This is a genomic window from Burkholderia sp. KCJ3K979 (genome assembly GCF_016759955.1).
Classification (GTDB): Bacteria; Pseudomonadota; Gammaproteobacteria; order Burkholderiales; family Burkholderiaceae; genus Burkholderia; species Burkholderia orbicola.
Genome location: NZ_JACFYV010000040.1, coordinates 1 through 26244 on the forward strand (window position 1 = coordinate 1; position 26244 = coordinate 26244).

The following is a 26244-nucleotide window of genomic DNA, read 5'->3' on the forward strand; positions in this document are numbered from 1 at the left end:
GGTCTACGTGCTCGCGCACGAAGCCCGCCATGCGCTCGAGGCCGCGACCGGCACGCTCGGGCTCGACTACGGCTCGACGCAGCGCTACGTGCGCAGCGCGCTGCTCGCCGAGGCGCGCGCGCAGGTCAACGCATTCGCGGTGCGCGACGAGATCCGCGCGAACCTCGGCATCGACATCGGCCGCCACGTCGCGCTGCCCGACGCGATCGCCAACGAATACGGCCGCGCGCGGGCCGGGGACGCCGCCTCGCTCGCGCGTCTCGCCGACGCGTTCGAGCACAGTCCGACGTCGCTCGACGGCGGCGTGACCTACGGCGAGCTGTATCGGCGTCACGCGCAGGCCGCGCGGCACACCGGCGTCACGATGCCGGCGCCGCGCGAGACGGCCGCGACGCTCGCCGAAGAAACGGCATGGTCGCGCGCACGGCCGGTGAAGGCATCGCCGTTCGACGGCAAGCCGGTGGCCGGCGTCGACGCGTTGACGCTGGACCGCTCGGGCCCGCTGTCCTACGACCGCGACGGCCGCATCGTGATCGTGCATGGCGTCACCGACGCACAAGGCCGTCTCGTCGATCCGGAGGGCCGGCCGTACACGCCGGTCGAGGTCACGCTCGCGCACCGCTCGGTGCTCGGCCTGCCCGGCTCGTCGGTGATTCTGTCGGCACGCAACGGCCGCGACGCCGCCGCCTGGCTCGCGAACGTGTGGCAGCGCCCCGTCTACGCGCCGCCGACGATCGCGGTCGGGCTCGGCGCCGAGGCGCGGCTCGGCCATACCAACGCGTGGCTGCGCTACGATCCGGCACCGCACCAGCGCCCGGACCTGGGCGCGCTCGACGTGGACGGCAACGGCGTCCACGTGAGCGGCGATCCGGCCGCGCGTGTGCCGGTCGAGCGCTTCACCGGCGCGGCGACCGGCGCCGGCATCGAGAAGACCGTGTTCGAACTGGGCCGCCGCAATGCGATCGGCCTCTACGAGGGCACGGACAATCGCGCGATTCTCGGTCACATCGAATCGATCCGCCTCGAACAGGAAGGCCTCGCGGCGCTGCGCGCGCACGGACTGCGCACGCTCACGGTCGGCGGCCCGTTCGCGGCATTCGATCGCGTGGCCGTGATGTACGCGCCGTTCGCGTCGCTGAGCAGCCACGACGTGATGGCCGGCATGCTGCCGTCGCGCGTCACCCGCGACGCATTCGCGCAGCTCGACCGCGCGCGCGACATCACCGCGCAGCACCGTCTGTACTACGACTTCGAAGGCGTGTTCGACGCGCACGGCGACTTCTACCTGAGCGATCCGTCGACGGTCATGACCGATGCGCCGAAGCTGAACGTGGAAGGCATCGTCCGCGAGATCGGCACGCTGCGCGTGATGCTCGAGGACGGCATCGCGCGCGGCGCGATCGAGCTCGCGCATCCCGGCATCACCGAGCACTTGCCGCCCGACGCGTTCGTGCAGAAGCCATCGGTCATCACGCGCGTCCGGATGCGGTTCGGCGGCGCGCCGCTGCCCAAGGCCGCCCATGCGCTGGTCGACCGCTCGAGCCTGTTGCGCCAGCAGGTCGCGCTGGCCGGCGAGGCCGGCTGGAAAATCGTGGTGGGCCGGCCCGGGCGCGGCAGCCGGATCGATACCGCGAAGCAGCGGATCGTGCTCGACGGGCAGTTCCACGGCGCCGGCACGCTCGTCTACACGCTCGCGCACGAAGCGCAGCACGCGGTCGAGACGATCACCCGCCGCCTCGCGCTCGACCGTTCGTCGCCGCAGGCGCTTGCCGACAGCGCGCTGATGGCCGAAGCGCGCGCACAGGCGAACGCGTTCGCGGTGCGCCGCGAAATCCTTGACGATGGCGGCATCGACATCGCGAGGGACGCCCGCCTGCCCGATGCGATCGCGCGCGAAGCCGATCACGTGATGCCCGGCGACGAAGCCGGGCTGCGCCGGCTCGCGGCCGCCTTCGGCGACGTCGCGCCGTCCGTGCCGGGCCACGCGACCTATCGCGCGTACTACGCGAGCCAGGCCGATGCGGTGCACGCGCTCGGCGTGCCGCGCGAGATGCCGGCGCCCGCGCCGCAGCCGGCGTCGAACGCGCCGGTGCCCGCGGCGACGGCGGACGCCGCGCGCCGCCAGCATGCGCTCGATCACCTCGCCTCGCACGGCAAACGCGACCTGATCCGCATCGACGGTTCGCAACTCGCGTCGCTCGAGCAAATGAAGGAGGCGTTCGGCACGAATGCGCACGTGCTGATCGCCGAGCATGAACCGCGGCCGGACGCATCGATCGACGCGCGCCACGCGCAGCCGACGTTCGTCGCGAGCATGCGCACCGACGAGCACGGGACGTTCGTCGACAAGGCGTCCGCCGATCCGGCCGTGCCGATCCGCGACGCGGTCTATCGCGCGCTGAAGGACAACGGCAGCGCGGAACGGGCGAACGTCGATTTCTATGTATCGCCCGTGTCGCTCGCGCAATTGCGCGAATACGGCGGCGCCGCGCGGATCACCGCGCGCAGCGATGGCCGCACCTGGGAAGCCGAACAGGCGGCCGCGACGCCCGACGCGGACGTCGTCACGACGCTGCAGTCGCTTGCCGACGCGCCGCGCTTTCGCCGGCCGAAACAAGCGGCGAAAGCGGCCGGCGACGGCGCGACGCTTTACGCGATCGACAAGGAAACCGGCAAGGTGCTCGGCTACGCGACGCGCAACGCCGCGCACGACTGGACCTATCACGAGTCGACCTCGCTCGGCGACGCGACGATCGCGCCGCGCGATCTCGGCGCCGCGTTCCGCCGACGCGCGCGCAACCTGTCCGGCGGCCGGCGCGGCGTGCGATTCGTCGTGACGGACGTCACGCACGACACGGTCGAGCGCTACGGCGGCTTCGCGCCGGCGGAAATGCGCAAGGCGCTCGGCGACGAGAAGCCGCCGATGCAGAAACTCGGCACGCGCGTGCAGCGCGGCCTCGCGAAAGCCGACCCCGGCGTGCGCCGCAAGATCGCCGAGATCGAGGGCGCCGACAGTCCGTTCCTGCCGCCGAAGCTCGTCCCGGACAGCGAGCAGCTCGCGATCGACTTCAGCGGCGCGAACACGCTGCACCTGATGCGCGCGCTGGAGCTGAAGGCACTGCGCGGCGATCACTACGTGTACGTGTACGAGACCGATCATCCGGTTGCCGAATCGCTGCATACGCGCCGCGGCATCATCGCGATCCACGACGGCAACGCGCGCTGGTACGACGACGCCGAGCAATTGCGCGACCACCCGGACGCGGGCCGCCCGCTCGACGAGATGCCGCTCGGGCGCGGCCCGTTCGGCGCGAACCAGCACTTTCTGCTGTCGACGCTCGCGCCCGAGGCGTTCGATCCGCGCGCGACCGCCACGCAGAAAGCCGCGCTCGCGCAACGACTCACGCAGCTGCTCGACGAGAAGTCGTATTTCGATGCGCTGCCGCAGAAGTTCGACCTCGCGACACGCTGGATCCGCACGCAGATCGCCGGCCAGATCGATCGCGTGAAAGCCGCGCAGGCCGACCTCGCCGCGGCCCAGCAAGCCGCGCAGCCGGCGGCCGGCGGCTCCACGGGCCCTGCCGGCCGGGTGCGCAACGCGCTGCGCGGCAAGCGCGGCCGGCGCAACCGCCGCGCCGCGAATGCGGCAAACGCGTCGAACGCGCCGAAGCCGCAGAAGCCACCGAAAACGCCGGCGGCCAAGCCGCTGACGCTGCGGCCATACCAGCCGAGCCTGGGTTCGAGCACGGTCGCGGAATGGGTGATGCGTTACGGCGCCGCGAAGGTGGCCGACTGGTTCCCGACGATCGACCGCGTGAAGGCGGTCGCCGCACGCAGGAACCAGCCCGATGCCGGCGGCCTCGCACTGACCGACGAACCGCAGACGATCCTGGCCGACGCACCGATGCTGAAAGCGCTCGGCATCCCCGTCGGTCTTGCGCGCGAGGTGTCGAGCATGCCGTCGCGCGGGCCGGTCGCCGATCCCGGCGGCGATCACAACCGCTTCGTGAAGTGGATGCAGGCGTATGCCACGCGCCACAGCGCGGCACGCATGATCGACAAGCGCGCGATCCAGGCGTTCGTGCGCGCGCCGGCCGAGATCCAGGACCGCGTCGCGCCGATGGCGCGTGCGTTCAACCTGCGCGACGATCCTGCGCTCGCGGTGCGCTACGTCGAGCAATATGGCGGCGCGATGCCGGTGGTGTCGATTCCGGTCGATCCGCACACGCTCGCGGCCGCGCGCGGCGGCAAGCACGATCCGGCGTTCATCCGGCGCGCCCGCAAGTTCGGGTCCCCGATCGGCGCGCGCTACAACGAGGCCGACGCGACGATCACGCGCGAGGCGTCGGACGGCACCACGCGCACGCTCGAGCTCGACGACATCGCGCATCTGCACAAATGGCTCACCGCGGCGTCGCGCCACGGCTTCCAGCTTCGTCTCGAAGCGGCGTCGGGCCGCCCGCTCGTCTCCGCGGACGACCGCCGTACGATCGCCGGCACCAACGACAGCTATGCCGAATACACGCGGCTGATGACGTCGTTCGAGACGTGGTCGCACGATCACGCGGGCGAACCGGCGCCGAACGTGATGCTGAGCTTTCACGGATGGGACGCCGTGCTCGAGCCGGTGCCGGGCGCCGGCCACGTCGAGCTGCTCGATGCGCTGCTCGACCGCAAGGCGATCGACTGGCTGCACGTCGGGCTGTCGTACGGCACGCACGGGGCCGACTTCATCGCGAACCAGGACCTGACGCGGGCGCTGGCGGAACGGATCGTCGACTATTACCAGACCGACCGTCACGGCAAGTTCGCGCGACTGCACGGCGCCGATGCGCTCACGCGCGTCTTCGAACCGGTAAGTCCCGAGGCGTTCGCGAACCAGCAGCAGGTGCTGTTCGCGGAGATCGCGCGCATCGGCAAATCGAAAGGGCTGTCCGACGACGCACTCGCGACGCTGCGCAGCGAACTGTACGAACGCAACACGACCGCACTCGTCAACCAGGCGCGCAAGGCGACGATCGAGCATGCGATGACGCAGTGGGCGTCAGCCGATCATCCGCCCGCCACGCGCACCGAAAAACTCGCCCGCCGCTTCGGCGAGCGCTGGCTCGCGGAAGCCGGCGGCCGCGCGCCGGCCCGCGGCACCGTCGTGTCGACTGCCGATCCCGCCGGGCCGCTGCCCGACAGTCGCGCGTACTGGCAGTCGGTGGTCGAGCGCGAAGCGCTGAAGAACGATCCGTCGAAGCCGATCAGCGTCGGCCGGCAGATCGCGGCGAACCCGAAACAGGCCAAGATGATCGAGGAACTGCAGGCGCTCGCGCAGATCAACGCGCTGCGCGTGCATCGGCCGTCGTTCCGCAAGGCGGAGCTGTGGAAGTCGATCGGCTTCAGCTCGCTCGTCACCGGTGCCGGCGCGCTCGTGATCGCCGATACGCTCGGCGCGACGCACGTGCTGCGGCAGGACATGCTCGGCAGCGCGACATCGTCGTTCCTGCTGGGCTCGCGCCTGGGCCGCGTGTTCCAGGTCATGCACCAGGGTGCGGTGCGCAGCCTGCAGGCCGGCGATCCGAAGGCCGCGCAGGCGGTGCTCACGCGGCTCGAAGTGACGCTGTCGCGGCAATTGCGCTCGGGTGCGCACGATTACGGCCAGAACCGGCGCGCGCAGCTCGAGCAGATCTCGAACGAAGCGCGGACGCTGGCCGCGCAGTATGTCGAGCTGAACCGCGTCGGGCTGATGAGTTTCGACGACGCGACCACCCACATCAAGGCGCTCGCCGCGGACGTGCTCGCGCAGATGCAGGGCACCGTCGGCGGCACGTCGCTGCAGCAGCTCCATACCGGCAACCCGCGTCACCTGTTCGGGATCGCGGGCCGCGCGGGCGCCGCGATCACGTCGACCGCGACGCTCGCGGTCGGCATCAGCGGCGTCGTGCATGCGCACGGGGCGTTCGATCTCGCCTACGGCTCGGCCGCCATCGCGAGCGGGGCGTTCGGCGCCACGTATGCGGGCCTCGTCTACACGATCGGCGCGCATCGCGTGAATGCCGACAAGCGCAGCCGCATCGTGCGCTTCACCGATTCGGCGAGCGACTTCATGGCCGTCGCGTACGGCGGCCTCGGCACCGGCGTGCAGTGGAGCGGCGGCCATTACGACCTCGCGATCGCGACCGGCGTGTCCACCGCGCTGCTGCTCGGCGGGCGTCTGAACACGCATTTCCCGAACGCGACGCCGCTGATCAAGAAGATCCCCACGGCCGTCGTGCTGATTCCGGTCGGCGCGTTCGCGTACAAGCTGATCGAAAGTCTGTGGACGACGTTCTTCGGCTCGGGCTCAGGTTCGTCGAATCAGTCGAATTCGTCGCAGTCGAATCTCGCGCCCGGCGCTTCGCCGAGCGCTTCGGCAAGCGCGTCGGCCAGTCCTTCGGCAAGCGCCTCGGCGACTGCCTCGCCCAGTGCGTCGAGTGCGTCGCCTGCCGCGCCGGCTTCGCCGTCGGCCAGCGCCACGCCGTCGACCGCGCAACCGTCCGGGTCGCCGCAACCCTACATCGTCGTCGCCGGCGATTCGCTGTGGGTCATCGCCGACCAGCATCGCCAGTCGCTGCTCGACGCCGCGCACGTGTCGCGCGCCGATCAGCAGGCGATGACGCGCGGCGAACAGGATACGCGCGCGTTCAACGAGATCCTGCAGCTCAATCCGTCGGTTTCACGCGATCCGAACCGTCTGTCGGTCGGCACGCCGCTGATCGTGGGCTGACAGCGGCGCGCGGGCCGCGTGGCGCCGCGCGCACCGGTTGCGCGCGGCATGCCGCATCACGCCGCCCGCTGATGTTCCAGCCACGCCTGGAACATCAGCACCGTCCACAGCTGGTGCTGCCAGTTCATCCGGCCCGTCTGGTGCTGGCGCCACAGCCGCTCGACCGCCGCCGCATCGAAGAAGCCCTCTTCGCGCAGGCGCGACGGCCGCAGCAGCGCGTCGGCCCAGTCGCGCAGCGCGCCGCGCAGCCAGTGGTCGACGGGCGCGCAGAAGCCCTGCTTCGGCCGGTCGATCAGCGCGGACGGCACGTACCGGTCGAGCAGCCGGCGCAGCAGCGCCTTCGACTGCCCTTCCGGCAAGCGCACCGACGCCGGCACGCGCCACGCGAATTCGACGACGTGATGATCGAGGAACGGCATGCGCGTCTCGAGGCTCACGGCCATCGCCGCGCGATCGACCTTCGCGAGAATGTCGGTCGGCAGGTACGTGAGCGTGTCGATCGCCATCGCCTGCTCGGCGAAGCTCAGGTGCGCGGGCCACGCGGACACCGTGTCGAGCGGCGTCGGCGGCTCCTGCCCCGACAGCGCGAGGCGCTCCGGATGATGCACCGACGACATCAGCAGCCGGTACAGCCCGATGCGGCTCTCGGCCGTCATCACATGACCGAGCTTGTGCAGGCGATCGCCGATGCGCGACGCGGATTCGCGCGCTTCCACACCGCCGCCGAACGCCCCCTGCGCGACGGCCGCGAGCTGGTCCGCGTGATCGGGCCGCAACGCATGCAGCGCGGCGGCGATCCGCGCGCGCACCGCCGCCGGCACGCGATGCAGCTTGCGCCACAGGCGCGGCGTCAGGAAGTAGCGCGTATAGCCGCCGAACAATTCGTCGCCGCCGTCGCCGGACAGGCTCACCTTCACGTGCCGGCGCGTCAGTTCGGAGACGAGAAAGGTCGGGATCTGCGACGCATCGGAGAACGGCTCGTCATAGATCGACGGCAGCTTCGGCACGACGCCGAGCGCATGGTCGGCCGTCACGTAAAGCTCGGTATGGCGCGTGCCGAGATGGCGCGCGACGGCCTTCGCGTAACCGGCTTCGTCGTAGCCGGCCTCGTGAAAGCCGATCGTAAACGTGTCGACCGGCGTCGCCGATTGCGCCTGCATCAGCGCGACGATCGCCGACGAATCGATGCCGCCCGACAGGAACGCGCCGAGCGGCACGTCGGCCTCCATCTGCCGCGCGACGGCCTGGCGCAGGATCGTGTCGAGCTGGCCGACGGCTTCGTCGGCGCTGCCCTCGAACGGCTGCGCGCGGCCCGCCTCGATCGCCTGTTCGAGCGTCCAGTACGCGCGCAGGCGCGGCGTGTCGCGCGCATGTTCGAACTGGATGTACGTGCCGGGCGGCAGCTTGCGGATGCCGCGATAGATCGTGTAGGGCGCGGGCACGCTCGACTGGCGCAGGTACAGGCACAGCGCGTCGCGATCGACCGTGCCGTCGAAGCCCGGGTAGCCGCGCAACGCCTTCAGCTCGGACGCGAACACGAGCGCGTCGCCGATCCGCCCGTAGTAGAGCGGCTTCTCGCCGATCCGGTCGCGCGCGAGCGTCAGCACTCGCGACGCGCGATTCCACAGCGCGAACGCGAACATGCCGGTCGCGCGGCGCAACGTGGCCTCGACGCCCCACGCGACGATCGCCGCGATCAGCACCTCGCTGTCGGAGTGACCGCGCCACGCCGGTGCACGCCCTGCGCGCTCGAGCTCCGCGCGCAGTTCGCGATGGTTGTAGATTTCGCCGTTGAAGACGAGGACGTAGCGACCGCACGCGGAAGCCATCGGCTGCCGGCCGTGCACCGACAGGTCGACGATCGCGAGCCGCCGGTGGCCGAGCGCGATGCCGGCATCCGGGTCGACCCAGATGCCCTGCCCGTCCGGCCCGCGATGCGCGAGGCTCGCCGTCATTCGCGCGAGCGTGCCGCGCGCTGTCTCCTCATCGAAGGCGACGCTATTCAGAAAGCCGTCGATTCCGCACATTGATTTGTCTGCCCCTGTTGACCTGGTCCGTCACGGGTGGCGCAACCTCGCGGCCCGCCGTCGGGCGTGACGGTCGAGCCATATTACGAAGAAATAAATCAGCAATAATTCACCAGTGAATGTCGGCGACATCCGGAAAAAAATGGACGTCAAGCGCCGTATGCCGATGCTCGAGCGATGGGGTCATATCGAATCCGGCCGGATCGCCGGCAAGCATTGCCGACAAAAAAGGGCTTGATGTAATGCGACGCCCCCCCACGCCGCCGTCAAGCGGTGCCGGTCGCCCATTTCAGCAACTGCGCGACCGCGCGGAAATGCTGCGGCTGGATCGTGCCGTTCTCGGGCGTCGTCTCGTACAGCGCCTGCGCGAGCCCGACGTTGGCGAGCGTCGGGCGCAGCGCGTCGCGGGCCAGCCGCACGATCCGCTCGGCCGCGTCGCCCTCGCCGCGCGCGAGCACCCACGGCAGCGAGCCCATCCCGCCGTAGTAGAGCGCGACCGCGACGCGCGGCGAATAGACGACCACCGACGCATAGCCGATCCGGTCCGGCAGCGACGCGAACTGCGCTTCGCGCGCGAGCTGGCGGCGCTTCGCCTGGATGTGCGGATCGCCTTCGTCCTCCTTGTGCTCGCGCCGCACTTCGTCGATCGACATCTTCATCTTCTGATTGAACTCGTGCCGCTGGTGCACGATGTCGATCAGCGCCATCACGATGTAGATCAGCGCGGCCCAGCCGAACAGCAGCATCAGCAGCTTCACGATCAGCGCGAGGATCGAGGCCGGTCGCGTGAAACCCGACTGCACCGACGGATCGAGCGACTCGACGATCACCCAGCCGAGCGTCGCGACGAGCAGCGCGGTCTTCAGCAGCATCTTCGCGAGATTGACGAGGTTGCGCAGCGACCACAGGTTCTTCATCCCCTCGGCCGGGTTGAGCCGCGACAACTGCGGCACGAGGCGGCTCCACGCCATCACGCCGCCCACCTGCACGAAGCCCGCGAGCAGCCCCGCCAGCAGGCCGGCCGCGACGATCTGCGCGGACAGCGTCGCCCAGTCGCGCGCGGCGCCGTCGATCAGCGCCGCGAGCCGCGCGGCAGGATCGGCCGCGCCGACCGCGTCGAACACGAGCCGGAACAGCGCCTGCACGCGCGCGAACAGCGAGCCGATGCCCACCGCGAGCGCCACGCACACGCCGACGAAGAACGCGGATGACACCGTTTCCGCGCTCTTCGGCACGTCGCCTTTCTCGCGCGCCTCGCGCAGGCGCTTCGCGGTCGGCTTCTGGTCCTTTTCGGCCATCCCGGCTCCGGCGCGCTCAGCCGCCGCCGTGCGCGGCGAACAGCGCGCGCAGCAACGCCATCAGCCCGCTGTCGGGGCTCAGCAGCGAATGCAGCGACGCGTACACCACCGGCAGGAACAGGATCATCATCAGCACCGCGAGCGCGCTCTTCAGCGGCTGCGAGAACACGAAGATGTTGAGCTGCGGCACCGCGCGCCCGACCAGGCCGATGCCCAGCTCGACGAGCACCAGCACGATCGTGACCGGCGCCGCGAGCTTCACCATCCATTCGAAGATCGTATCGGTCTGCCGCACGATGAAGGTCTGCAGCATCGACGAGAAGTCGGGGCCGAGCGAGCCGATCGGCCACCATGCGTACGACTGCGCGAACAGTTGCACGAGCACCTGCAACCCGCCCGCCGTGACGAACAGCGCGATCGCGACGAAATTCAGGAATCCGGAAGTCGGGCCGCCCTCGTGGCCACCCATCGGATCGAAGAACGCGGCGCTGCCGCTGCCGGTCTGGAAGTCGATCAGGTAGCCGACGCCCTGGATCGCGAACAGCACCGCGCTGAACGCGCCCGCGAGCAGCATGCCGACCATCGCCTCCTTCGCGACCAGCAGGCACCACATCAGGAACGGCAGCGCGGCGACCTGCGCGGCATCGATCGTCGGCGCGACGAACGCGGCAATCACGACCGCGATCCCGTTGCGCACGAGGCCCGTGATGATCTGCTCGTTGAATACCGGCACGACGAACATGATCGGCAGCAGGCGCGGCATCACGTAGAGCAGCGGCCGCAGCATGCCGGCGACGTCGTTGAAACCCGCGGCCTGGTCTAGCATCGGCGCTCCGCGGCGGCGGGCGGGGCGGGATCGTCGGGCGCGACGGATGCGGCGGTTTCAGCGTCGGTTTCAGCGGCGATGTCGGCGTCCGTTTCCGCTTCGGTCATCGCCGCATCGAACGCGGCTGCGGCCTCCGGCGGCGTGGACGCATGACCGGCCGCGGCGTCGCCCGCACCGGCCACCCAGGTGCCGCCCGTCGCGAAGCGCCGTACCGCATAGCCGTCCGCGACTTCGTCGGCGTCGCGCTCGACCCGCGCGGCGCGCGCATGCAGCGCCTTCTCGCCGGCCTTCTCCAGCTTGTCCTCGGCGGCCTTCGCCTTGCGCGCGGCGCGCTGCAGGTCGGCGAGCATCGCCTCGTGGCCGCGATGCACGTGCGCGGCCTCGCTCACCGACGCGTTCGCGGTGCCGATATGCCGGTCGAACGTGCGCGTATCGGCCGCCGCGTTCTGCAACGCGCGGGCCTCGCGCACGTCGTCGGCGAGCCGCGTCTGGATCGCGGCCTTCGCGGCGACCTGCTGCGCGAGCTGCGCCTGCGCGGCCGCGAGCGCGCGGCGGCTCTGCGCGGCGATGCCCTGCTGGCGCGCGGCCGCGACTCGGGCGATCTGGCTGCGCATCTCGCGTACGCGCTTCAGGCGGGCGAGGGTCGCGAGCACGAGGCGATCGTCGGCTTCAGACATGATCGTTCGCCAGCTTCGTCAGCTTTGCGAGCAGCGCGTCGAAGCGCACGTCCTCGTCCGACGCCTGCGCGCAGAACGCGCCGATCGCGTCGCGCGCGCGCAGCGCGAGATCGCCGAGCCGGTCGCTGCCTTCGCGATACTCGCCGATCTGCACCAGCAGCTCGATCTCCTGGTACTTCGCGATCAGCTCGCGCACGCGCGCGGCCGCATGCTGGTGCGCGCGGCTCGCGACGAGCGGCATCACGCGCGACAGGCTCGCGAGCACGTCGATCGCCGGATAGCGGTTCGCGAGCGCGATCTTGCGCGACAGCACGATGTGGCCGTCGAGGATCGAACGCACCTCCTCGGCGATCGGGTCCGATTCCTCGTCGCCTTCGACGAGCACCGTGTAGAGCGCGGTGATCGACCCGCGCGCGCCTTGCCCCGCGCGTTCGAGTAGCCGCGGCAGCACCGCGAACGTCGACGGCGGGAAGCTGCGCCGCGTCGGCGGCTCGCCGCTCGCGAGGCCGACTTCGCGCTGCGCGCGGGCAAAGCGCGTCAGCGAATCGACCAGCAGCAGCACGCGCTTGCCCGCATCGCGGAAGTGCTCGGCGATCGCGGTCGCGACCAGCGCGGATTTCACGCGCTCCATCGCGGGGCGATCGGACGTCGACACGACGACGATCGAACGCGCGCGCACCTCGGGCGACAGGCTGTGCTCGATGAATTCGCGCACCTCGCGGCCGCGTTCGCCGACCAGCGCGATCACGTTCACGTCGGCCTGCGCGCCGCGCGCGATCATCCCGAGCAGCGTGCTCTTGCCGACGCCCGACGGCGCGAAGATGCCGACGCGCTGCCCGATGCCGAGCGTCATCAGCCCGTCGATCACCCGCACGCCGGTCGGAAACGGCGTGTCGATCATCTTGCGCGCGAGCGGGTTCGGCGGGTCCTGCTGCGTCGAGACCCACGCGGCGCCGGTCACCGGCCCGAGATCGTCGAGCGGCCGGCCGAGCCCGTCGAGCACGCGGCCGAACAGCGCCTCGCCCACCGGAAAGACGTGCTCGCGTCCGGACGGCACGACGGTGGTTTCCGGCGACAGCCCGGCCACGTCGCCGAGCGGCGTGAGCAGCGTCGTCTGCCGCGAGAAGCCGACCACTTCGGCCAGCAGCGTCGGCTGGTTCGGCGTGCGCAGCTCGCAGATCTCGCCGAGCCGCGCGCGGATGCCCGTCGCGTTCAATATCTGCCCGACCGCGTGGTTGACGCGGCCCTGCACCGACACCGGTGAGAAGAACGCGAGCCCCGCGTCGAGTTCGCCGACCAGGCGGCCGCGATCGAACGGCGCGCCGTCGTCGTCGCCGAACGGTGGCGGATCGTCGAGCGGCGCGTTCATCGCGCGGCGCCCTTCAGCGCGTCGCGGCGAATCGCCTGGCGCAACGCGTCGATCTGCAGATCGAGGCTCGCGTCGATGCGCCCGGACGGCGTCTCGACCGTGCACGCATGGCGTTCGAGCTGCGCGTCCTCGACGATGCGGATCTTCTGCCGGTTCGACTGCCCCGCGAACGCGCCGTCGAGCGCGTCGCGCATCTCGTCCTTGCGGCCGGGCGCGATGCGCACGATCAGGAACGCCTCGTCACGTACGAGCGGCGCGATCCGCGCGAGCGCGGCCTCGTACAGCTTCTGCGTGCTCATCTCGCCGACGATCGCGCGCACGGCCTTCACGACGATATCGGCCATCGCGTCCTTCATCGTCTCCATCGTGCGCGTGGCGGCCAGCGCCTGCGTGTACGCCTGCGCGGCCTGCTCGCGCTGCGCGCGGCGCATGCCTTCGTCGTAGCCGGCCGCCTGACGCTTGTCGAATTCGCGCTGCGCGTCGGCGACGATGCGCGCCGCCTCTTCATGCGCGGTCGCGATCACAGCGGACGCGTCGAGCAGCGCCGCGTATTCGCGCTCCTTGAGCACCTTGCGTTCCGACAGTAGCTGCAGGTTGTCGCTCGTGATCAGAAAAGCCAGTCCCATGACGCAAGCCTCTCGGGAATCAGAAACAGGAACATCAGTTCGCCGAACTGGTCGCGCTGCGCGCGGTTCAGCCAGTACGGCGCCTCATCGTCGATCGCGCGGTTGAATTTCAGGCGCACGCGCCGCGCGACCGCGTCGCCGGCCACGCCGATGAAATCCGCGAGCAGCCGGCCGCCGCGCGCCCGGATCACGACCGGCAGCGCGGCGGGATCGGCGCGCCACGGTTCCAGCGTTTCCGCGAGCGCACCGAATTCCGGCGCGCGTTCGAGCGCGAGTTCGAGCGCATCGCCGCCGAGCCGCGCCGCGACTTCCGCGCGGATGCGCCGCCCGGCCAGCGCGTCGCGCAGCCATGCGCGATGCAGCAGCAGCCCCGCATACGCGGCCAGTTGTTCGAGCGCCGCGCCCGGCAGCAGCGCGAGTCGCGCACACGGGTTCGCGACGTCGAAGTCGTACCGGTCGGCCACGCCGTTCAGGTCTAGCAGGTGCCGCGCGAGCAGCTTGCGGCCGGCCGCGCCGAACGTGTCCGGCGAACGGTAGCGCGCAGGCCAGTCGGCCGGCACGCGTGTCACATGCAGATAGCGGTCGGGCCGCAGGTTGAAGTCGCAGACGAGCGCATGAAACGCGGCAGCGCGCGCGGCAGGCGGCGGCGCAAGCGGGTGCAGCCACGGCAGCGTCGCCGCCTCGGCCGCGACGCTCGCCTCGCCCGGCGGCAGCGCGTGCGGCTCGCTCATGCGCCGTCGCGCGCGCCGTCCGGCGTACGCAGTCCGCCGCTGGCCTGCTGCGCGGCCGCACCACCCGCCCCGCTCGCACCGCGCGGCGCACCGAGCAGGCCCGCAAGCCGCGCGCCGAACATCCCGCGCCGCGCGGCCGACAGCGCGATCACCGCACAGGTCAGCAGGATCAGCGCGAACACGAGCCAGCCGAGCGGCGAGCGCAGCCGCAGGATGTCCGACACCGCGCTGCCGATCCCGTCCACGCGCGTCGCGCGCGCGGCGGCCGGCTGCAGGAACAGCGACACGTTGTCGTACTGCAGCCCCTCGATGCTGTGCGCGACGAGATCCTTGACCATCGGCGCCATCGCGCGCAGGTCGACGCCCGGCCGGTAGCGGATGTACACCGCGGCCGACGACGGCTTGATCTTGTCCGCGAGCGGATCGTTCTCCGGAATCACGACCTGCACGCGCGCGACCACCACGCCCTCGATGTCCTGCAGCGTGCGCGACAGATCCTGCGATACGCCGTACAGGTAGCGCACGCGCTCCTCGGCCGGCGTCGATACGAGGCCCTGCTTCTGGAACAGCTCGCCGAGGCTCGCATAGCTCGGCTTCGGCAGCCCGTTCGCCTGCAGCACCGTGAGCGCCGCCTGCATGTCGCCGTCCGCGACGCTCACGAGCCATGCGTTGCGGTCCGACGTGTCGCGCGCATCGTTGTCCTTCGACGCGCTGATGCCCGCGTCGCCGAGCACCGCGACCATCTGGTTCGCGTCGCGCTCCGACAGGCCCGAGTACAACTCCTTCTGGCACCCGGCCAACAGCACGAGCAGCCCCGCGAGCAGCGCGCGCGCCGCCCGGCTGCGCCACGCATGCATGCGCGGCGTCGAATCGATCGTCGTCATCGTTTGTCCGCTTCAGGGCGCGTGAGGCCGCATCCGCCGGCCAGCACGCGCGCTTTCACTCCTGCGTCTTCAGCACCGTATGCGTGAAGCCGTTCGCCGCCTGTGCAACCGACAGGCTCAACTGGTATTCCGAAATCGTGGTGGTTGCCGTCCACTGGAAATCCATCGCCTTCACCATCGTCATCAGCGGGTCGCTGCGGCTGTCCGCCATCGACGTCAGCATCTCGCTGCGATGCTTGTCGATGTTCGCGTACCGCGAATCGAGATCGTTGCCGTACGTGCGCAACCGCTCGACGAGCGACGACTGGTTCGCCTGCGCGGGCGTCATCTGCACGGCCGGCGCCGCATCCGCCGGCGCGCGCGACATCGCGACACCGGACGAAGACGACGGAGCGGCCGGCGACGCGCCCGGCTGCATCAGCGCATCGAACTGGCGCACCTGCGCCGGGTCGGACGCCGTGCCCGCTTGCTGCGCGGCACTCGCGAGCGCAGCCGCGCCCGGCGGCGCCGCGCCTACGCCTGTTACCGACATGATCGTGTCCTCCTTGACCGGCAGGGCCGGAAACGGGCCGGCCGGCACGCGCACACGCGATGCCGAGCGCCCGTCACGGGCGGCCCCGGCATGCGACGTCGCGCGGCACGGCCGGCGACCGGCGTCACGCGCGGCCGGCGGAACTCAGGTGTTGCGCAACCTGGGCGTTCGCCGTCCCTTCCTGCGCGGTCACTGCGTTGCTGGTTTCGAACGTCGCAGTCGATTGCTGAACCTGGAAGTTGATCTTGGTCAGTTCGAGCTGCGTCTTGGTCAGGTCGTCGGCCTGCTTCTGCACGTCGCCCGTGTTCGTCACACCACCTGCTGCCGAGGTACCCATGCTTCGCTCCTTTACGTGAACAACACACTCCATCTTCCGGCGGCGGCCCCATGCCCCGCCGGCGACGTGACGCGCCGCATGCGCGCGGCGTGTCGCGTAATGCGCGCATCGCACGACGCGATGCGCTGATCCTGTCGCGACCCTAGTGCGTCGCGCCCTTCGACGCGCCGGCCGCCGCGACGGCCGGCGTCGTCGGCTCGCCCGGCAACAGCGTCGGCCCCGGCACCGGCTGCGCGACGCCCGCCGCCGCGCCGCTCGCGAGCGGCGCCACGGGCGCCGTCGGCGCCTGCTCGGGCGCACGCGCCGACGGGCCGCCGAGCGGCATCGTGATGCGCTGGCCGTTGCGCTCGAACACCACTTCGTCCGGGCCGATCGACACGACGCTCGCGCCCTCCTTCAGCCGCGCGCCTTCGAAATAGCGGCTACCATCGACCGTCTCGATGTAGCGTTGATCGCCGTCGCCGGCGAACACGGTCGTGATCTCCGGAATGCCCGCCGTGCCGCCGAGCGTCGTCGCCGTGCGCGGCGCCGCCGCATCGGCATCGCGCACGTGGTCGACCACCTCGAGCGCCGGGCGCGCGTCCTTCATGTAGTTGCGGATGCGCGGCTCGATCTGCGCGCGCGCGGCCGTGCCCGTCAACTCGATCCGGCCGCGGCCGAGATACGTGACCGTCAGTGCCGTGTCGCTGAAATAGGTCTGCGCGGTCGCGACCAGATCGCTGACCACGTAGATATTGCCGAGCGCCGCGTTGTCGACGCCCGCGACGATCTGCGCGACCCGCTCGCGCGCGGCCGGGTCGCTCACGTAGCCCGACACGATCACGCCGTCGTCGCGCGGCGCGACCGCCAGCTCCGGATACGCGTGCAGCAGTTGCTGCAGCCGGTGCGTGCGCGCGAGCACCGATTCGTGCTGCCACGGCAGCCGCCCCGACCAGGCGACGAAGCCGTAGCCGAGCGCGCCGAGCAGCACGCCGATCCACAGCGCGACCAGCGCGATCACGAGCCGCCGGCTGCCCAGCCGCCGCAGCCCGCCGGAGAGCCAGCCGGGCCACGCCGCTTCACGCGCGGCGTCCGGCGCATCGGTTTCGTCGGGCACCGCGACGCTCGCCTGCGCATGCCGCGCGATGCCGAGCCGGATCGAGCCGACCGTCACGACGTCGTTCGGCGTCAGCGAGCGGCGGCCGCTGCCGAGCGGCTCGTCGTTGAACAGCACCGGCGCGCCGGTGTCGCCGCCGTGGTTCTGCACCGTCACCGCAAGCGCGCCGACCTGCAGGCACACCTGTTTCGCGCCGATCTCTCGATCGGGCAGGATCACTTCGCAGTCGGCCGCCGTGCCGACCCAGTTCGCGCCGCGCGCGAGCGACATCGTGCGGCCGTACATCGGCCCGCTCAGGAAGCACAGGTTCCATGGCGACGCGAGCGCGGCCGCACCGGCCCCCGCGCTTCCCGCGCCGCCGGGCAATGCGCCGTCGCCGTGCGGATCAATGATGCTCGTCGACATGGGCGGGTGCTCCTGCGGTCGTCGCCACCGGCTGCGACGCCGCATCCTTGGGTGGCGCCGGCAACGCGGGCGGACCGAACTTCGTGCCGGGCAGCGGCTTCGGCGTCAGCGGCACCGTGACGTCGTTGTCGGGCGGGCGATACATCGACATCCCTTCCTGGTTCGCCGGCCCATCGACGCCCGGGTTCACGGGCGAGCCGTCCGGCGCGTACATCGACGCGTTCGTCACGACCCGGGGCGTCAGCAGGTAGAACCGCTCCATGTGGTTGCCCGACTTGTCGGTGTACTTGAACAGGTTGCCGATCAGCGGGATGTCGGACAGCCAGGGCACGCCGCTCTTGTTCAGCTTCACCTCGTCGTCGTTGAAACCGGCGATCAGCAGGCTCTTGCCTTCGTCGATCATCGTCTTGGTGACGATGTTGCGCTGCTGGATCACCGGTACGTTCGACACGGCCTGTCCCGGCACGATGTTGCCGTCCTGGATGTCGATCGACATCATCACGCTCTGCGGGTTGCCCGACACCGCCGCCGCGTTGCGGATCGCCTCGTCGACGATCATCGGCGTCACCTTGATGCTCGTGCCGGTCGTCACGCTGTACAGCGACGAATCCTGATAGCCGGGCACCTGCACGTAGAACTGCGTGAGGTTCTCGAGGATCGCCTCGGTGTTGTCGAGCGCGAGCACCTTCGGCTTCGATCGCAGTTGCGCCTGGCCTTTCTGCGCGAGCGCGTTCACGCGCGTGAGCAGGTAGTTGCGCAGCGACCCGCCGATCGATGCGGTCAGCGCGATGCCGGTCGGCATGAAGGTGCCCGTCTGCCCGGTTTCCGACGTGCCGATGCCGAACGTCAGCGGCGGGTTGCCGACGCCGTTGTATTGGGTGTTGCCGTTCAGCGCGTTCTGGCCGTTGCCGATCTGCACGTCGCCGTGCGTCGTGTGCAGGCGCCAGTCGATCCCGAGGCTGTCGAGCGAATCCTCGTTGATGTCGATGATCGTCACGTTGATCTCGACGATGCGCGGCCGCTCGTCGAGCTGGTTGATCAGCGACTGGTAGCGGTACATGTTCTCCGGCAGGTCGCGCACGATCACCGCGTTGATCGCCGGATCGGCGACGATCTGCGGCAGCGTGTCGCCGCCGCCGTTGTTCGAGAACGGCGAGAAGCCGCCGCCCATGCCGCTGTCCGCCCCGCCATAACCGCCCTGCCGCGGGCCGCCGGAAATGTCGGGAAAGTCGAGCCGCGGCACCGCGATCGTCAGCCCCGAGCCGAGCTTCACCTGGCGCGCGGCCTGCCCGAGCGGCGTGCTCGACGGCGCCGCGGTCGTGCCGCCGCCCTTGCCGAACAGCCGGCGCAGGATCGTCGCGACGCCCGGCACCGTCACTTCCTTGCCCGAGCGGTTGATCGTGAAGTCCGACGCCCAGCCGTATTTCAGCCGGAACGCGCGGATGTCCGCGTGCGCGCCGTTCGCCGACGGATCGCCGACCGAGCCGACCGCCTGCCGCACGAGCTCGACATAGCGGCGCGGGCCGGCCACGTACACGCTGTTCGCGCGGTCGTTGATCACCAGCGTGTAGCGCTTGTCCGGAATCTGCATCGCCTGCAGCGCGCGGCCGATTTCGCCGGACGCATTCGGCGGGATCGGAATCATCTGCGTCTGCGACTGGTCGGCCGGATCGACGTACAGGAACGAGCCGTCGTAGTACCACGTGAGCCCGTAGGTGGAACAGATCGTGTCGAGCGTCTGCTGCGGCGTGCCGGAGAAGCGGCCGCTGATCACGCCGTCGACCTTCGGGTCGACCACCGCCGTCACGCCCTGCGACGACGCGAGCTCGCGGATGAAGTCGCCGATCTTCTTGCCGTTCGCGACGATCGTGAACGGCTTGTTGCGCCAGCGCAGGTCCGCGGCGCGCGCATGCTGCGCGGGCGCCATGCACAGCGACGCCGTGAGCAGCGCGGTCGCGCACACGGCAAGCGCGACCCGTTGCAGGCTGCGCGGTTGAAACCGGATCGAGGCGACGCGTCGACGCATCAAAGAACTCCTGTGGAAGAAACGAACATGCGTTCCAGCGCCTGCTGCGCGAAGCGCAGCACTTCGCCGCCGAGCCAGCCGGACAGCAGCACGAGCGCGACCATCACGGCGATCAGCCGCACCGCGATGCCGATGTTGGCGTCCTGCACCTGCGTGACGGCCTGCAGGATCGCGACGACGAGGCCCGTGACGGTGGCGATCAGCACGATCGGCAGCGACAGCAGCAGCACGAGCATCAGCGCCTGGCGCGTCAGGTCGAGGATCGTCGAGCTCGTCATTGCACGGCTCCCGGCGCGCGCACATCGGCGCCCGCGCCGACCGTGCCGTCGTCCGGCGGGTTCTTCACCCAGCCGACCGTATGCAACTGCACGTCCTCCTCGACTTCCTGGTACGACAGCACCGCGAGTTCGGGCAGCACCGGCTGCAGGATCGTCTTCACGTAGCGGCGCGCGCCGAGCGCGACCATCACCGCGAGCCGCGCGCCACCGTGCGCGCCACCCTGCGCGTTGCCGTGGCCGCCGGGGCCGGCCGCCTGCGCGGCCTGCACGATCGCGCGCACCTGTTCGCCGATGTCCTGCTTGACCGCGCTCGACAGCGCGAGGAAATTGCCCTGCTTCGTGCGCATCACCGCGCTCTCGATCCGCTCCTGCAGGTTCTGCTCGAACAGCACGACCCGCAGCTGGCGCGCCGTGCCCGCATGGCGATCGGTGATCATCCGGCGCAGGTCGACGCGCACGAGCTCGACCAGCGCGATCACGTCGTCGGGTTCGTTCGGCGCCCACGTGATCAGGCTTTCGAAGATCACGCGCAGGTTGCGGATCGGCACCTGTTCGGCGAGCAGCCGGCGCAGCACTTCGGTCACGCGCTGCAGCGGCACGAGCCGCGTCAGTTCGCCCACCAGCTCCGGATGATCGCGGCGCACCAGATGCACGAGCGCCTGCGTCTCCTGGATGCCGAGCAGCTCGTCCGCATGCTGGCGCACGATCTGCTCGACGTGCGCGGCCAGCGCGCTCTCGCTCGACAGCCACTTGCCGTCCGGCGCCGCGCCGTCGGGCTTGATCCACAGCGCGGTCGCGAACGGACCGAACGCCTCGGCCGGCTGGCGCTCGGCGCGCTCCGGCAGCGGCGCGACGCCGTCCCACAGCAGCCAGCCCGGCTTCAGCGCGCCGTGCGCGACGAGCACGTCCTGCAGATAGATCCGGTACGTACCGGCCGGCGCGCCCTCGTCGTCGTTCAGCGTGATGCGCGGGAATACCGTGCCGATGTCCGCGTCGACACGCGCCTTCGCGCTCGACAGCGCCGCCTGCAGTTGCGCGAGGTTCAGGCCCGTGCGCAGGTCGTCGGACAGCGACACCGCGATCAGCGACGTGACGCCCGCCGCATGCGATACCTTCGCGGGTTGGCCGTCGTCGGCCGCGCCGACACGCCCCGCGACATGAATCAGGTTGAAGCTCGGCGCGGACGTCTTGCGCTTCAGTTGCGAGAACGCGAAGGCGCCGAGGCCGAGCGCGATCAGCGCGAACGACCATTTCGGAAAACCGGGCACGACGAGAAAACCGCTCAGCACGAACGCCGCGATCAGCAGCGCGCGCGGGTGTGCGCCCAGTTGCTCGCCGAGCTGTTCGCCGAGCTGACGCTGCCGCGCATCGCGCGTCGCGACGCGCGTGGTCACGATGCCGGCCGCGATCGATACCAGCAGCGACGGAATCTGCGACGCCATCCCGTCGCCGACCGTCAGGATCGCGTAACGCTGCAGCGCCTCGCCGATGTCCATCCCGTGCATCAGCGTGCCGACCGCGATCCCCGCGACGATGTTGATGAACGCGATCACGAGGCCCGCGATCGCGTCGCCCTTCACGAACTTCATCGCGCCGTCCATCGCGCCGTGCATCTGCGATTCCTGCTCGAGCTTCTCGCGCCGCTCGCGCGCCTCGTCGGCGCTGATGATGCCGGCGCGCAAGTCGGCGTCGATGCTCATCTGCTTGCCCGGCATCGCGTCGAGCGAGAAGCGCGCGCCGACTTCGGCCACCCGCTCCGACCCTTTCGCGATCACGATGAACTGCACGACCGCGATCACGAGGAACACCACGCCGCCCACCACCACGTTGTTGCCGACCACCAGCCGCCCGAACGCGTCGATCACGTGGCCGGCGTTCGCATGCAGCAGGATCAGCTTGCACGACGCGATGTTCAGCGCGAGCCGGAACAGCGTCGTGAACAGCAGCAGCGCGGGAAACGACGAGAAGCTGACCGCCGACGGCACGTAGGTCGACACCGTCAGCAGCACGACGCTCGCCGCGAGATTCAGCGAGATCATCCCGTCGAGCGCGGCCTGCGGCAGCGGCAGGATGAACAGCGCGACGACCGCGACGATGAAGGCCGCGAGAAACAGGTCGGCGCGCGGCGACGCGCCCCCGAGGCGCCGTCCGGACACGCCGCGGCCGGCGGAAAACAACCGCTGCCAGTCGCGGGGGAGCGCCTTCGGTTCAGCCATCGTGCCGTCGTCCTGTCGTTATCGCCGGCTGGCACGGGCAAGCCTGCCCCATGCCGCGCGGACCGTTGAATGGGACGAGTGTAGCGACGGGAAACCGCGGAAAAAGAGGCGCGCCTCGTAGCGTGAAAGCGCGTTTTCCTCAGACGATCGAATCGGACTACGAAACCCGGCGGCACGTTCGGGCACGCGCCGCCGGAACCGCTTCCATCGCGCGCCGGCGCGCCGGCGCGCGCCTGCGGCAGACGTCAGCTCAGGACGGCAGCCGCCGCGCGGCGAGGTACGCGAGCTGCGCGCGGTTCTGTACGTTGAAGAGTTTTTCGAGCGAGCGGATGTGGTGCCCGACCTTGTGCAGCGACGTGCGCAGCGCGCTCGCGATCTCCTGGTCGGACAGCCCGTGCACGAGCCGGTCGAGCACTTCCTGCTGCTCGTCGCCGAGCGCGAAGCCGCGCATGCGCGCGACCCGCGCCTCGAGGAACGGCAGCGCGACGCGATGCACGGCAAGACTGACCGACAGCGCCCCGCCGATCACGCGATCGTCGATCCATTCGGTGCCGTGCGTTTCCGACGTCAGGTTCACCGCGACGCGCAGGTCGAGCCGCGGCGCCGACAGGCTGAAGATCACGCCGCTGTTCATTGCGTGCGAACGCAAGTGGCCGGCCAGCGCCAGCACCTTGCGGTCGCCGCTGCCCTGCGCGGCCGCCTCGATCTCGTCGAGCCGCCATGCGACCGGAAAGCCGCTCTGCCGCACCTGCGCGAAACGCGGGTCGCTGTCGTACAGCATTCCTTCGATGAACGGCTGCATGAACGTCGCCGGCGCGAGGTCGCGCAGCAGATGCGCACGCAGAATGCGCCGCCCGATCATTTCGTAGGCGCCGTAACCGAGCGTACTGAATCCGATTTGCCGCAATCGCGCATGACATTGCGAGAAATCGAATGGCGCAAGGTCGGTTTTACCGGGCGCTATTTGAATACCGGTAAAAAAGTCACGCTCGATTGCGTGATATTCGTTCGAATAAGCGGCGGCGGCCGCTATATCGGCTTGTGAGAACCACTCGACGCGTGGTGCGCCGTCAGCATATGTCATGAGGAGCCCGCCCTTTCCCAATATGTGAAACTGCGCCCCGTCACGATCTGGTCTTTTCTTTATGATTTTCTGGTCGTCGTTATATGCGCACGAACATGAACCTTTCGCCGCGATTAGTATTACGGCATATTACCCACACACCGACATTTTTGTACAATGCCCCCGCGTTTCGTCAGGGATGACGATCGGCGCATATCACAACGATGCTCGGTCGCACCGCCGCGAATGCCGCACACGATACGGCCGCCGCCAGGCGATGCGCGTCGATTCCGAGGGATGGCTCATGTCCGATATTGCATTGCATGAAGAAGCGGTCGCCCCAACCACCTTGCCGCGCGCGTCGCGCGGATTGAACGCATGCGCGGATGCGCTGCGCGAGCGCCCCGTGCAGGTCGTCTGGTGCGACGACGTGAAGCGCGGCGACGACGCGCAGCCGCACGCACCGAAGCTCGGCGTCGCCGATACGCTTGCGCACGCGCAGAGCACGGCCGAGCGCAACCGGATCGTCACGAGCCTGCTGCATCTGACAGGCTTCTCGACCTTCGCGTACTTCGCACTCGAATTCGCGCGCGAGCGCGTCGAAAGCCTCTACCTGCACGAAGCGTTCACGCCGGCCACCTATCGCGGCGACTACGTGCGGCACAACCATCACGACGTCGATCCGCGCACGCTCGGCGCGCGCGTGTGCAACATGCCGATCGTATGGGACCTGCAGCAATTGCGCCGCGAACACCGCGAGCGCGACGACGCGCCGTCCGTGAGCCCGGCCGCGCTCGACGGCTTCCTGCAGACGATGCAGGACGACGGGATGTGCAGCGGCATCATGTATTCGATGGCCGTGCCCGGCACGCGGCTGCACGCGTTCATGAGCTTCACCGCGCCGCGCCGCACGCGCGAATGGATCACGCCGGCGACGATCGAGCAGGCGCTGTCGATCGGGCTGTCGGTCCACAAGTTCGCGTCACCGCAACTGATCTCGACGTCGCGCGAACGCGCGGTGAACGGGCTCACGCCGTTCGAGCAGGAACTGCTGCTCGGCATCGCCGAAGGCGCGTCCGACAAGGAAATCGGCCGGCGCCTCGACACCAGCGCGCACAACGTCGACTACCACCTGCGCAAGCTGCGCAAGCGCTTCGGCGTCGCGAACCGGATTCAGCTCACGTACCTGACGTCGAAGCTCGAGCTCATCTGACGCGCGGGCGGCGGCGCGGCGCAGTTTCGTTTCGCCGATCGCGTAAACGCACATGCCGGCCTCGCGGGCCGGCATGTTTCGGTTGCGGCGCGGCGCCGGGCCGGCGCCGCTTCCTCGCGGACGATCGCCGTTACTTCAGCAGCGTCATCTGCACCACCTTCACGATCACGAGCCCGACCGCGATCACCAGATAGCCGCGCAACACGGCCATCCAGATCCGCGTCGCGAGCGTCATGTTCTGCGGCTCGAGCGTATCGAGCGGCGGCATGCGCCACGTGTCGCGCAGCGAGCGATCGATGCCCGGCTCGACGACGCGCTTGTTGCGGCGAATCAACACCGTCGCCAGATAGCCGGCGATCGCGAGCACGGTGCCGCCCACCAGCACGTCGACGATCGCCTCCCCGCTGATGTCGGGATACATCACCGACGCGGTCAGGATGATCGACAGCAGCACCAGCACCCAGATCACCGCACCCGTAAACACGTTGAGCTTCGTCGAGTTGACCCAGGGCCCGAGCACCTGGCGGTCGTTGCACAGCACGAGCAGGAACACCGTCGCGCTCGGCAGCAGCACGCCGGCCAGCGTCTGCACGGCTTCGGTCAGCAGGCCGAGCGGGCTGCCCGGAATCAGCACGAGCGTGGCCGCGGCCGCGACGATGCCGAAATAGACGAGATAGAAGCCCTTCGCGTCGGTCACGCCGCGATGCAGCGAGTGGCGGATCTTGAACACGTCGCCGATCGCGTACGCGGTCGACAGCGACACGGCCGCCGCGCCGATGATGCACGCGTCGAGCAGCGCGATCGCGAACAGCGTCGCGCTCGTGCGGCCCGCATACTTCTCGAGGCCGGCGATGATGCCGCCCGCGTCGGTGAAGTTGCCGGCTTCCGGATGGCCGCTGAACAACGCCGAGCTGAAGCCGATCATCGCGACCGCGCCCACCAGCACGAACGCGATGCCGATCCACAGGTCGGCCTTTTCATATTTCATGAAGCGCGGCGTGATGCGCTTGTCGATCACGTAGCTCTGCTGGAAGAACAATTGCCATGGCGCGACCGTCGTGCCGACGATCCCGATCACGAGCAGCATCACGTCCGACAGCTTCGCGTGCGCGGGCCAGTTCGGCACGAAGAAGTCGCGCGTCATCTGCGCGGCGGACGGGTGGATCGACACGAGCACCGGCACGAGCAGCAGGCTCAGCACGCACAGGCCGATCGCGAACCGCTCGAAGCGCCGGAAATCGCCGGTACTGACCGCGGCCATCGTCAGCGCGGCGGCCACGCACACGCCGGCCACCTTCGGCAATCCGAAGAAATCCAGCACGAACGTGATGCCGATGAACTCGGTGACGATGGTCAGCGCGTTGAGCAGGAACAGGTCGATCACGCTGAACGCGCCCCAGAACTTGCCGAAGCGTTCGAAGATCAGCCGCGCATGACCGACGCCCGTGACCGCGCCGAGACGCAGCACCATTTCCTGGTTCACGTACAGCACGGGCACCAGCAGCAGCAGCGTCCACAGCAGCGTCGTGCCGTAGTTCTGGCCGGCTTGCGTATAGGTGCCGAACGCGCCGGCATCGTTGTCGCCGACCATCACGATCAGGCCCGGGCCGATGATCGCGAGCAGCGTGCGCAGGCGCGCCCACCACGTGCCGCGTGCGCCGGTATCGTGGTGCGCGATCGTGCCGAGCGCACCGCGGATGTCGCCCAGGTGGGCTTCGTCGAGCACGGCGCCGCGGTCGGCGGCGATCGGTGGAGAAACGTTGGATGGCGTGGACATGATGTATTCCGTACGGCTAAGGGTTATGCGATTCGGTGAGCGTGTGACCTTGGAATGCGCGCGGGGCGGCCGCCCGAAGGCGGGGGCGCGTGCGCATGCCGAGGCGCGC

General features: G+C 69.8%; 18 protein-coding genes. 2 read left to right on the forward strand and 16 right to left on the reverse strand.

Features of this window, described 5'->3' with window-relative positions; translation table 11 throughout:
• Nucleotides 1-6754: LWXIA domain-containing protein (locus H3O04_RS11955; RefSeq protein WP_202587749.1), on the forward strand; the 6754-nt coding region annotated here is incomplete at its 5' end.
• Between the two features lie 56 nt (nucleotides 6755-6810).
• Here H3O04_RS11955 and asnB read toward each other — a convergent pair.
• From asnB to H3O04_RS12030, 15 genes are all read right to left on the reverse strand, one after another.
• Nucleotides 6811-8781 (reverse strand): asparagine synthase (glutamine-hydrolyzing), encoded by a 1971-nt coding sequence (asnB, locus tag H3O04_RS11960; RefSeq protein WP_006480863.1) that lies wholly within the window; start codon nucleotides 8779-8781, stop codon nucleotides 6811-6813.
• Between the two features lie 266 nt (nucleotides 8782-9047).
• Nucleotides 9048-10079: an EscU/YscU/HrcU family type III secretion system export apparatus switch protein gene (locus H3O04_RS11965; protein WP_006480862.1), complete on the reverse strand. Its 1032-nt coding sequence runs from the start codon at nucleotides 10077-10079 to the stop codon at nucleotides 9048-9050.
• 16 nt (nucleotides 10080-10095) lie between these two features.
• Entirely contained in the window at nucleotides 10096-10905 is an 810-nt protein-coding gene (sctT, locus tag H3O04_RS11970) for a type III secretion system export apparatus subunit SctT (protein WP_006480861.1), read from the reverse strand.
• The gene (locus tag H3O04_RS11975) at nucleotides 10899-11582 is read right to left on the reverse strand and encodes a hypothetical protein (protein WP_202587750.1); all 684 of its coding nucleotides are present in this window, start codon (nucleotides 11580-11582) and stop codon (nucleotides 10899-10901) included. The genes sctT and H3O04_RS11975 overlap by 7 nt, the downstream gene beginning before the upstream one ends.
• Nucleotides 11575-12951 (reverse strand): type III secretion system ATPase SctN, encoded by a 1377-nt coding sequence (gene sctN / locus H3O04_RS11980; protein WP_105797868.1) that lies wholly within the window; start codon nucleotides 12949-12951, stop codon nucleotides 11575-11577. Before sctN ends, H3O04_RS11975 begins: the two co-directional genes overlap by 8 nt.
• Nucleotides 12948-13577, reverse strand: a complete 630-nt coding sequence (sctL, locus tag H3O04_RS11985; protein ID WP_011547299.1) for a type III secretion system stator protein SctL — start codon at nucleotides 13575-13577, stop codon at nucleotides 12948-12950. The genes sctN and sctL overlap by 4 nt, the downstream gene beginning before the upstream one ends.
• Complete coding sequence (locus H3O04_RS11990) at nucleotides 13559-14308, reverse strand: SctK family type III secretion system sorting platform protein (RefSeq protein ID WP_124477580.1); 750 nt, start codon at nucleotides 14306-14308, stop codon at nucleotides 13559-13561. The genes sctL and H3O04_RS11990 overlap by 19 nt, the downstream gene beginning before the upstream one ends.
• A complete protein-coding gene (gene sctJ, locus H3O04_RS11995) occupies nucleotides 14305-15192 on the reverse strand; it encodes a type III secretion system inner membrane ring lipoprotein SctJ (protein ID WP_105797871.1) in 888 nt (295 codons plus the stop codon). The genes H3O04_RS11990 and sctJ overlap by 4 nt, the downstream gene beginning before the upstream one ends.
• A 55-nt stretch (nucleotides 15193-15247) precedes the next feature.
• Complete coding sequence (locus tag H3O04_RS12000; protein ID WP_012339691.1) at nucleotides 15248-15724, reverse strand: hypothetical protein; 477 nt, start codon at nucleotides 15722-15724, stop codon at nucleotides 15248-15250.
• Nucleotides 15725-15848: 124 nt separating this feature from the next.
• On the reverse strand, nucleotides 15849-16061 hold the full coding sequence (locus H3O04_RS12005; RefSeq protein WP_006480857.1) for a hypothetical protein: 213 nt from the start codon (nucleotides 16059-16061) through the stop codon (nucleotides 15849-15851).
• A 142-nt stretch (nucleotides 16062-16203) separates the two neighbouring features.
• Nucleotides 16204-17562: a type III secretion system inner membrane ring subunit SctD gene (gene sctD / locus H3O04_RS12010; RefSeq protein ID WP_202587751.1), complete on the reverse strand. Its 1359-nt coding sequence runs from the start codon at nucleotides 17560-17562 to the stop codon at nucleotides 16204-16206.
• Nucleotides 17543-19588, reverse strand: a complete 2046-nt coding sequence (sctC, locus tag H3O04_RS12015) for a type III secretion system outer membrane ring subunit SctC (protein WP_202587752.1) — start codon at nucleotides 19586-19588, stop codon at nucleotides 17543-17545. The genes sctD and sctC overlap by 20 nt, the downstream gene beginning before the upstream one ends.
• Complete coding sequence (gene sctS / locus H3O04_RS12020; protein ID WP_006480854.1) at nucleotides 19588-19866, reverse strand: type III secretion system export apparatus subunit SctS; 279 nt, start codon at nucleotides 19864-19866, stop codon at nucleotides 19588-19590. The genes sctC and sctS overlap by 1 nt, the downstream gene beginning before the upstream one ends.
• A complete protein-coding gene (sctV, locus tag H3O04_RS12025) occupies nucleotides 19863-22082 on the reverse strand; it encodes a type III secretion system export apparatus subunit SctV (RefSeq protein WP_006480853.1) in 2220 nt (739 codons plus the stop codon). Before sctV ends, sctS begins: the two co-directional genes overlap by 4 nt.
• A gap of 250 nt (nucleotides 22083-22332) precedes the next feature.
• Nucleotides 22333-23166 (reverse strand): helix-turn-helix transcriptional regulator, encoded by an 834-nt coding sequence (locus H3O04_RS12030; RefSeq protein WP_202587753.1) that lies wholly within the window; start codon nucleotides 23164-23166, stop codon nucleotides 22333-22335.
• A 283-nt stretch (nucleotides 23167-23449) separates the two neighbouring features.
• On the opposite strand from H3O04_RS12030, the gene H3O04_RS12035 reads away from it, so the two are divergent.
• The gene (locus tag H3O04_RS12035; RefSeq protein ID WP_011547292.1) at nucleotides 23450-24358 is read left to right on the forward strand and encodes a helix-turn-helix transcriptional regulator; all 909 of its coding nucleotides are present in this window, start codon (nucleotides 23450-23452) and stop codon (nucleotides 24356-24358) included.
• Between the two features lie 130 nt (nucleotides 24359-24488).
• Here the strand turns inward: H3O04_RS12035 and H3O04_RS12040 are convergent, their stop codons facing one another.
• On the reverse strand, nucleotides 24489-26135 hold the full coding sequence (locus tag H3O04_RS12040) for an NRAMP family divalent metal transporter (RefSeq protein ID WP_023476068.1): 1647 nt from the start codon (nucleotides 26133-26135) through the stop codon (nucleotides 24489-24491).
• Nucleotides 26136-26244 lie beyond the last annotated feature (109 nt).

Coding starts and splice junctions, on each gene's coding strand:
- asnB (WP_006480863.1), bottom strand. CDS start 8,781: ATGTGCGGAATCGACGGCTTTCTGAATAGCGTCGCCTTCGATGAGGAG.
- H3O04_RS11965 (WP_006480862.1), bottom strand. CDS start 10,079: ATGGCCGAAAAGGACCAGAAGCCGACCGCGAAGCGCCTGCGCGAGGCG.
- sctT (WP_006480861.1), bottom strand. CDS start 10,905: ATGCTAGACCAGGCCGCGGGTTTCAACGACGTCGCCGGCATGCTGCGG.
- H3O04_RS11975 (WP_202587750.1), bottom strand. CDS start 11,582: ATGTCTGAAGCCGACGATCGCCTCGTGCTCGCGACCCTCGCCCGCCTG.
- sctN (WP_105797868.1), bottom strand. CDS start 12,951: ATGAACGCGCCGCTCGACGATCCGCCACCGTTCGGCGACGACGACGGC.
- sctL (WP_011547299.1), bottom strand. CDS start 13,577: ATGGGACTGGCTTTTCTGATCACGAGCGACAACCTGCAGCTACTGTCG.
- H3O04_RS11990 (WP_124477580.1), bottom strand. CDS start 14,308: ATGAGCGAGCCGCACGCGCTGCCGCCGGGCGAGGCGAGCGTCGCGGCC.
- sctJ (WP_105797871.1), bottom strand. CDS start 15,192: ATGACGACGATCGATTCGACGCCGCGCATGCATGCGTGGCGCAGCCGG.
- H3O04_RS12000 (WP_012339691.1), bottom strand. CDS start 15,724: ATGTCGGTAACAGGCGTAGGCGCGGCGCCGCCGGGCGCGGCTGCGCTC.
- H3O04_RS12005 (WP_006480857.1), bottom strand. CDS start 16,061: ATGGGTACCTCGGCAGCAGGTGGTGTGACGAACACGGGCGACGTGCAG.
- sctD (WP_202587751.1), bottom strand. CDS start 17,562: ATGTCGACGAGCATCATTGATCCGCACGGCGACGGCGCATTGCCCGGC.
- sctC (WP_202587752.1), bottom strand. CDS start 19,588: ATGCGTCGACGCGTCGCCTCGATCCGGTTTCAACCGCGCAGCCTGCAA.
- sctS (WP_006480854.1), bottom strand. CDS start 19,866: ATGACGAGCTCGACGATCCTCGACCTGACGCGCCAGGCGCTGATGCTC.
- sctV (WP_006480853.1), bottom strand. CDS start 22,082: ATGGCTGAACCGAAGGCGCTCCCCCGCGACTGGCAGCGGTTGTTTTCC.
- H3O04_RS12030 (WP_202587753.1), bottom strand. CDS start 23,166: ATGACATATGCTGACGGCGCACCACGCGTCGAGTGGTTCTCACAAGCC.
- H3O04_RS12035 (WP_011547292.1), top strand. CDS start 23,450: ATGTCCGATATTGCATTGCATGAAGAAGCGGTCGCCCCAACCACCTTG.
- H3O04_RS12040 (WP_023476068.1), bottom strand. CDS start 26,135: ATGTCCACGCCATCCAACGTTTCTCCACCGATCGCCGCCGACCGCGGC.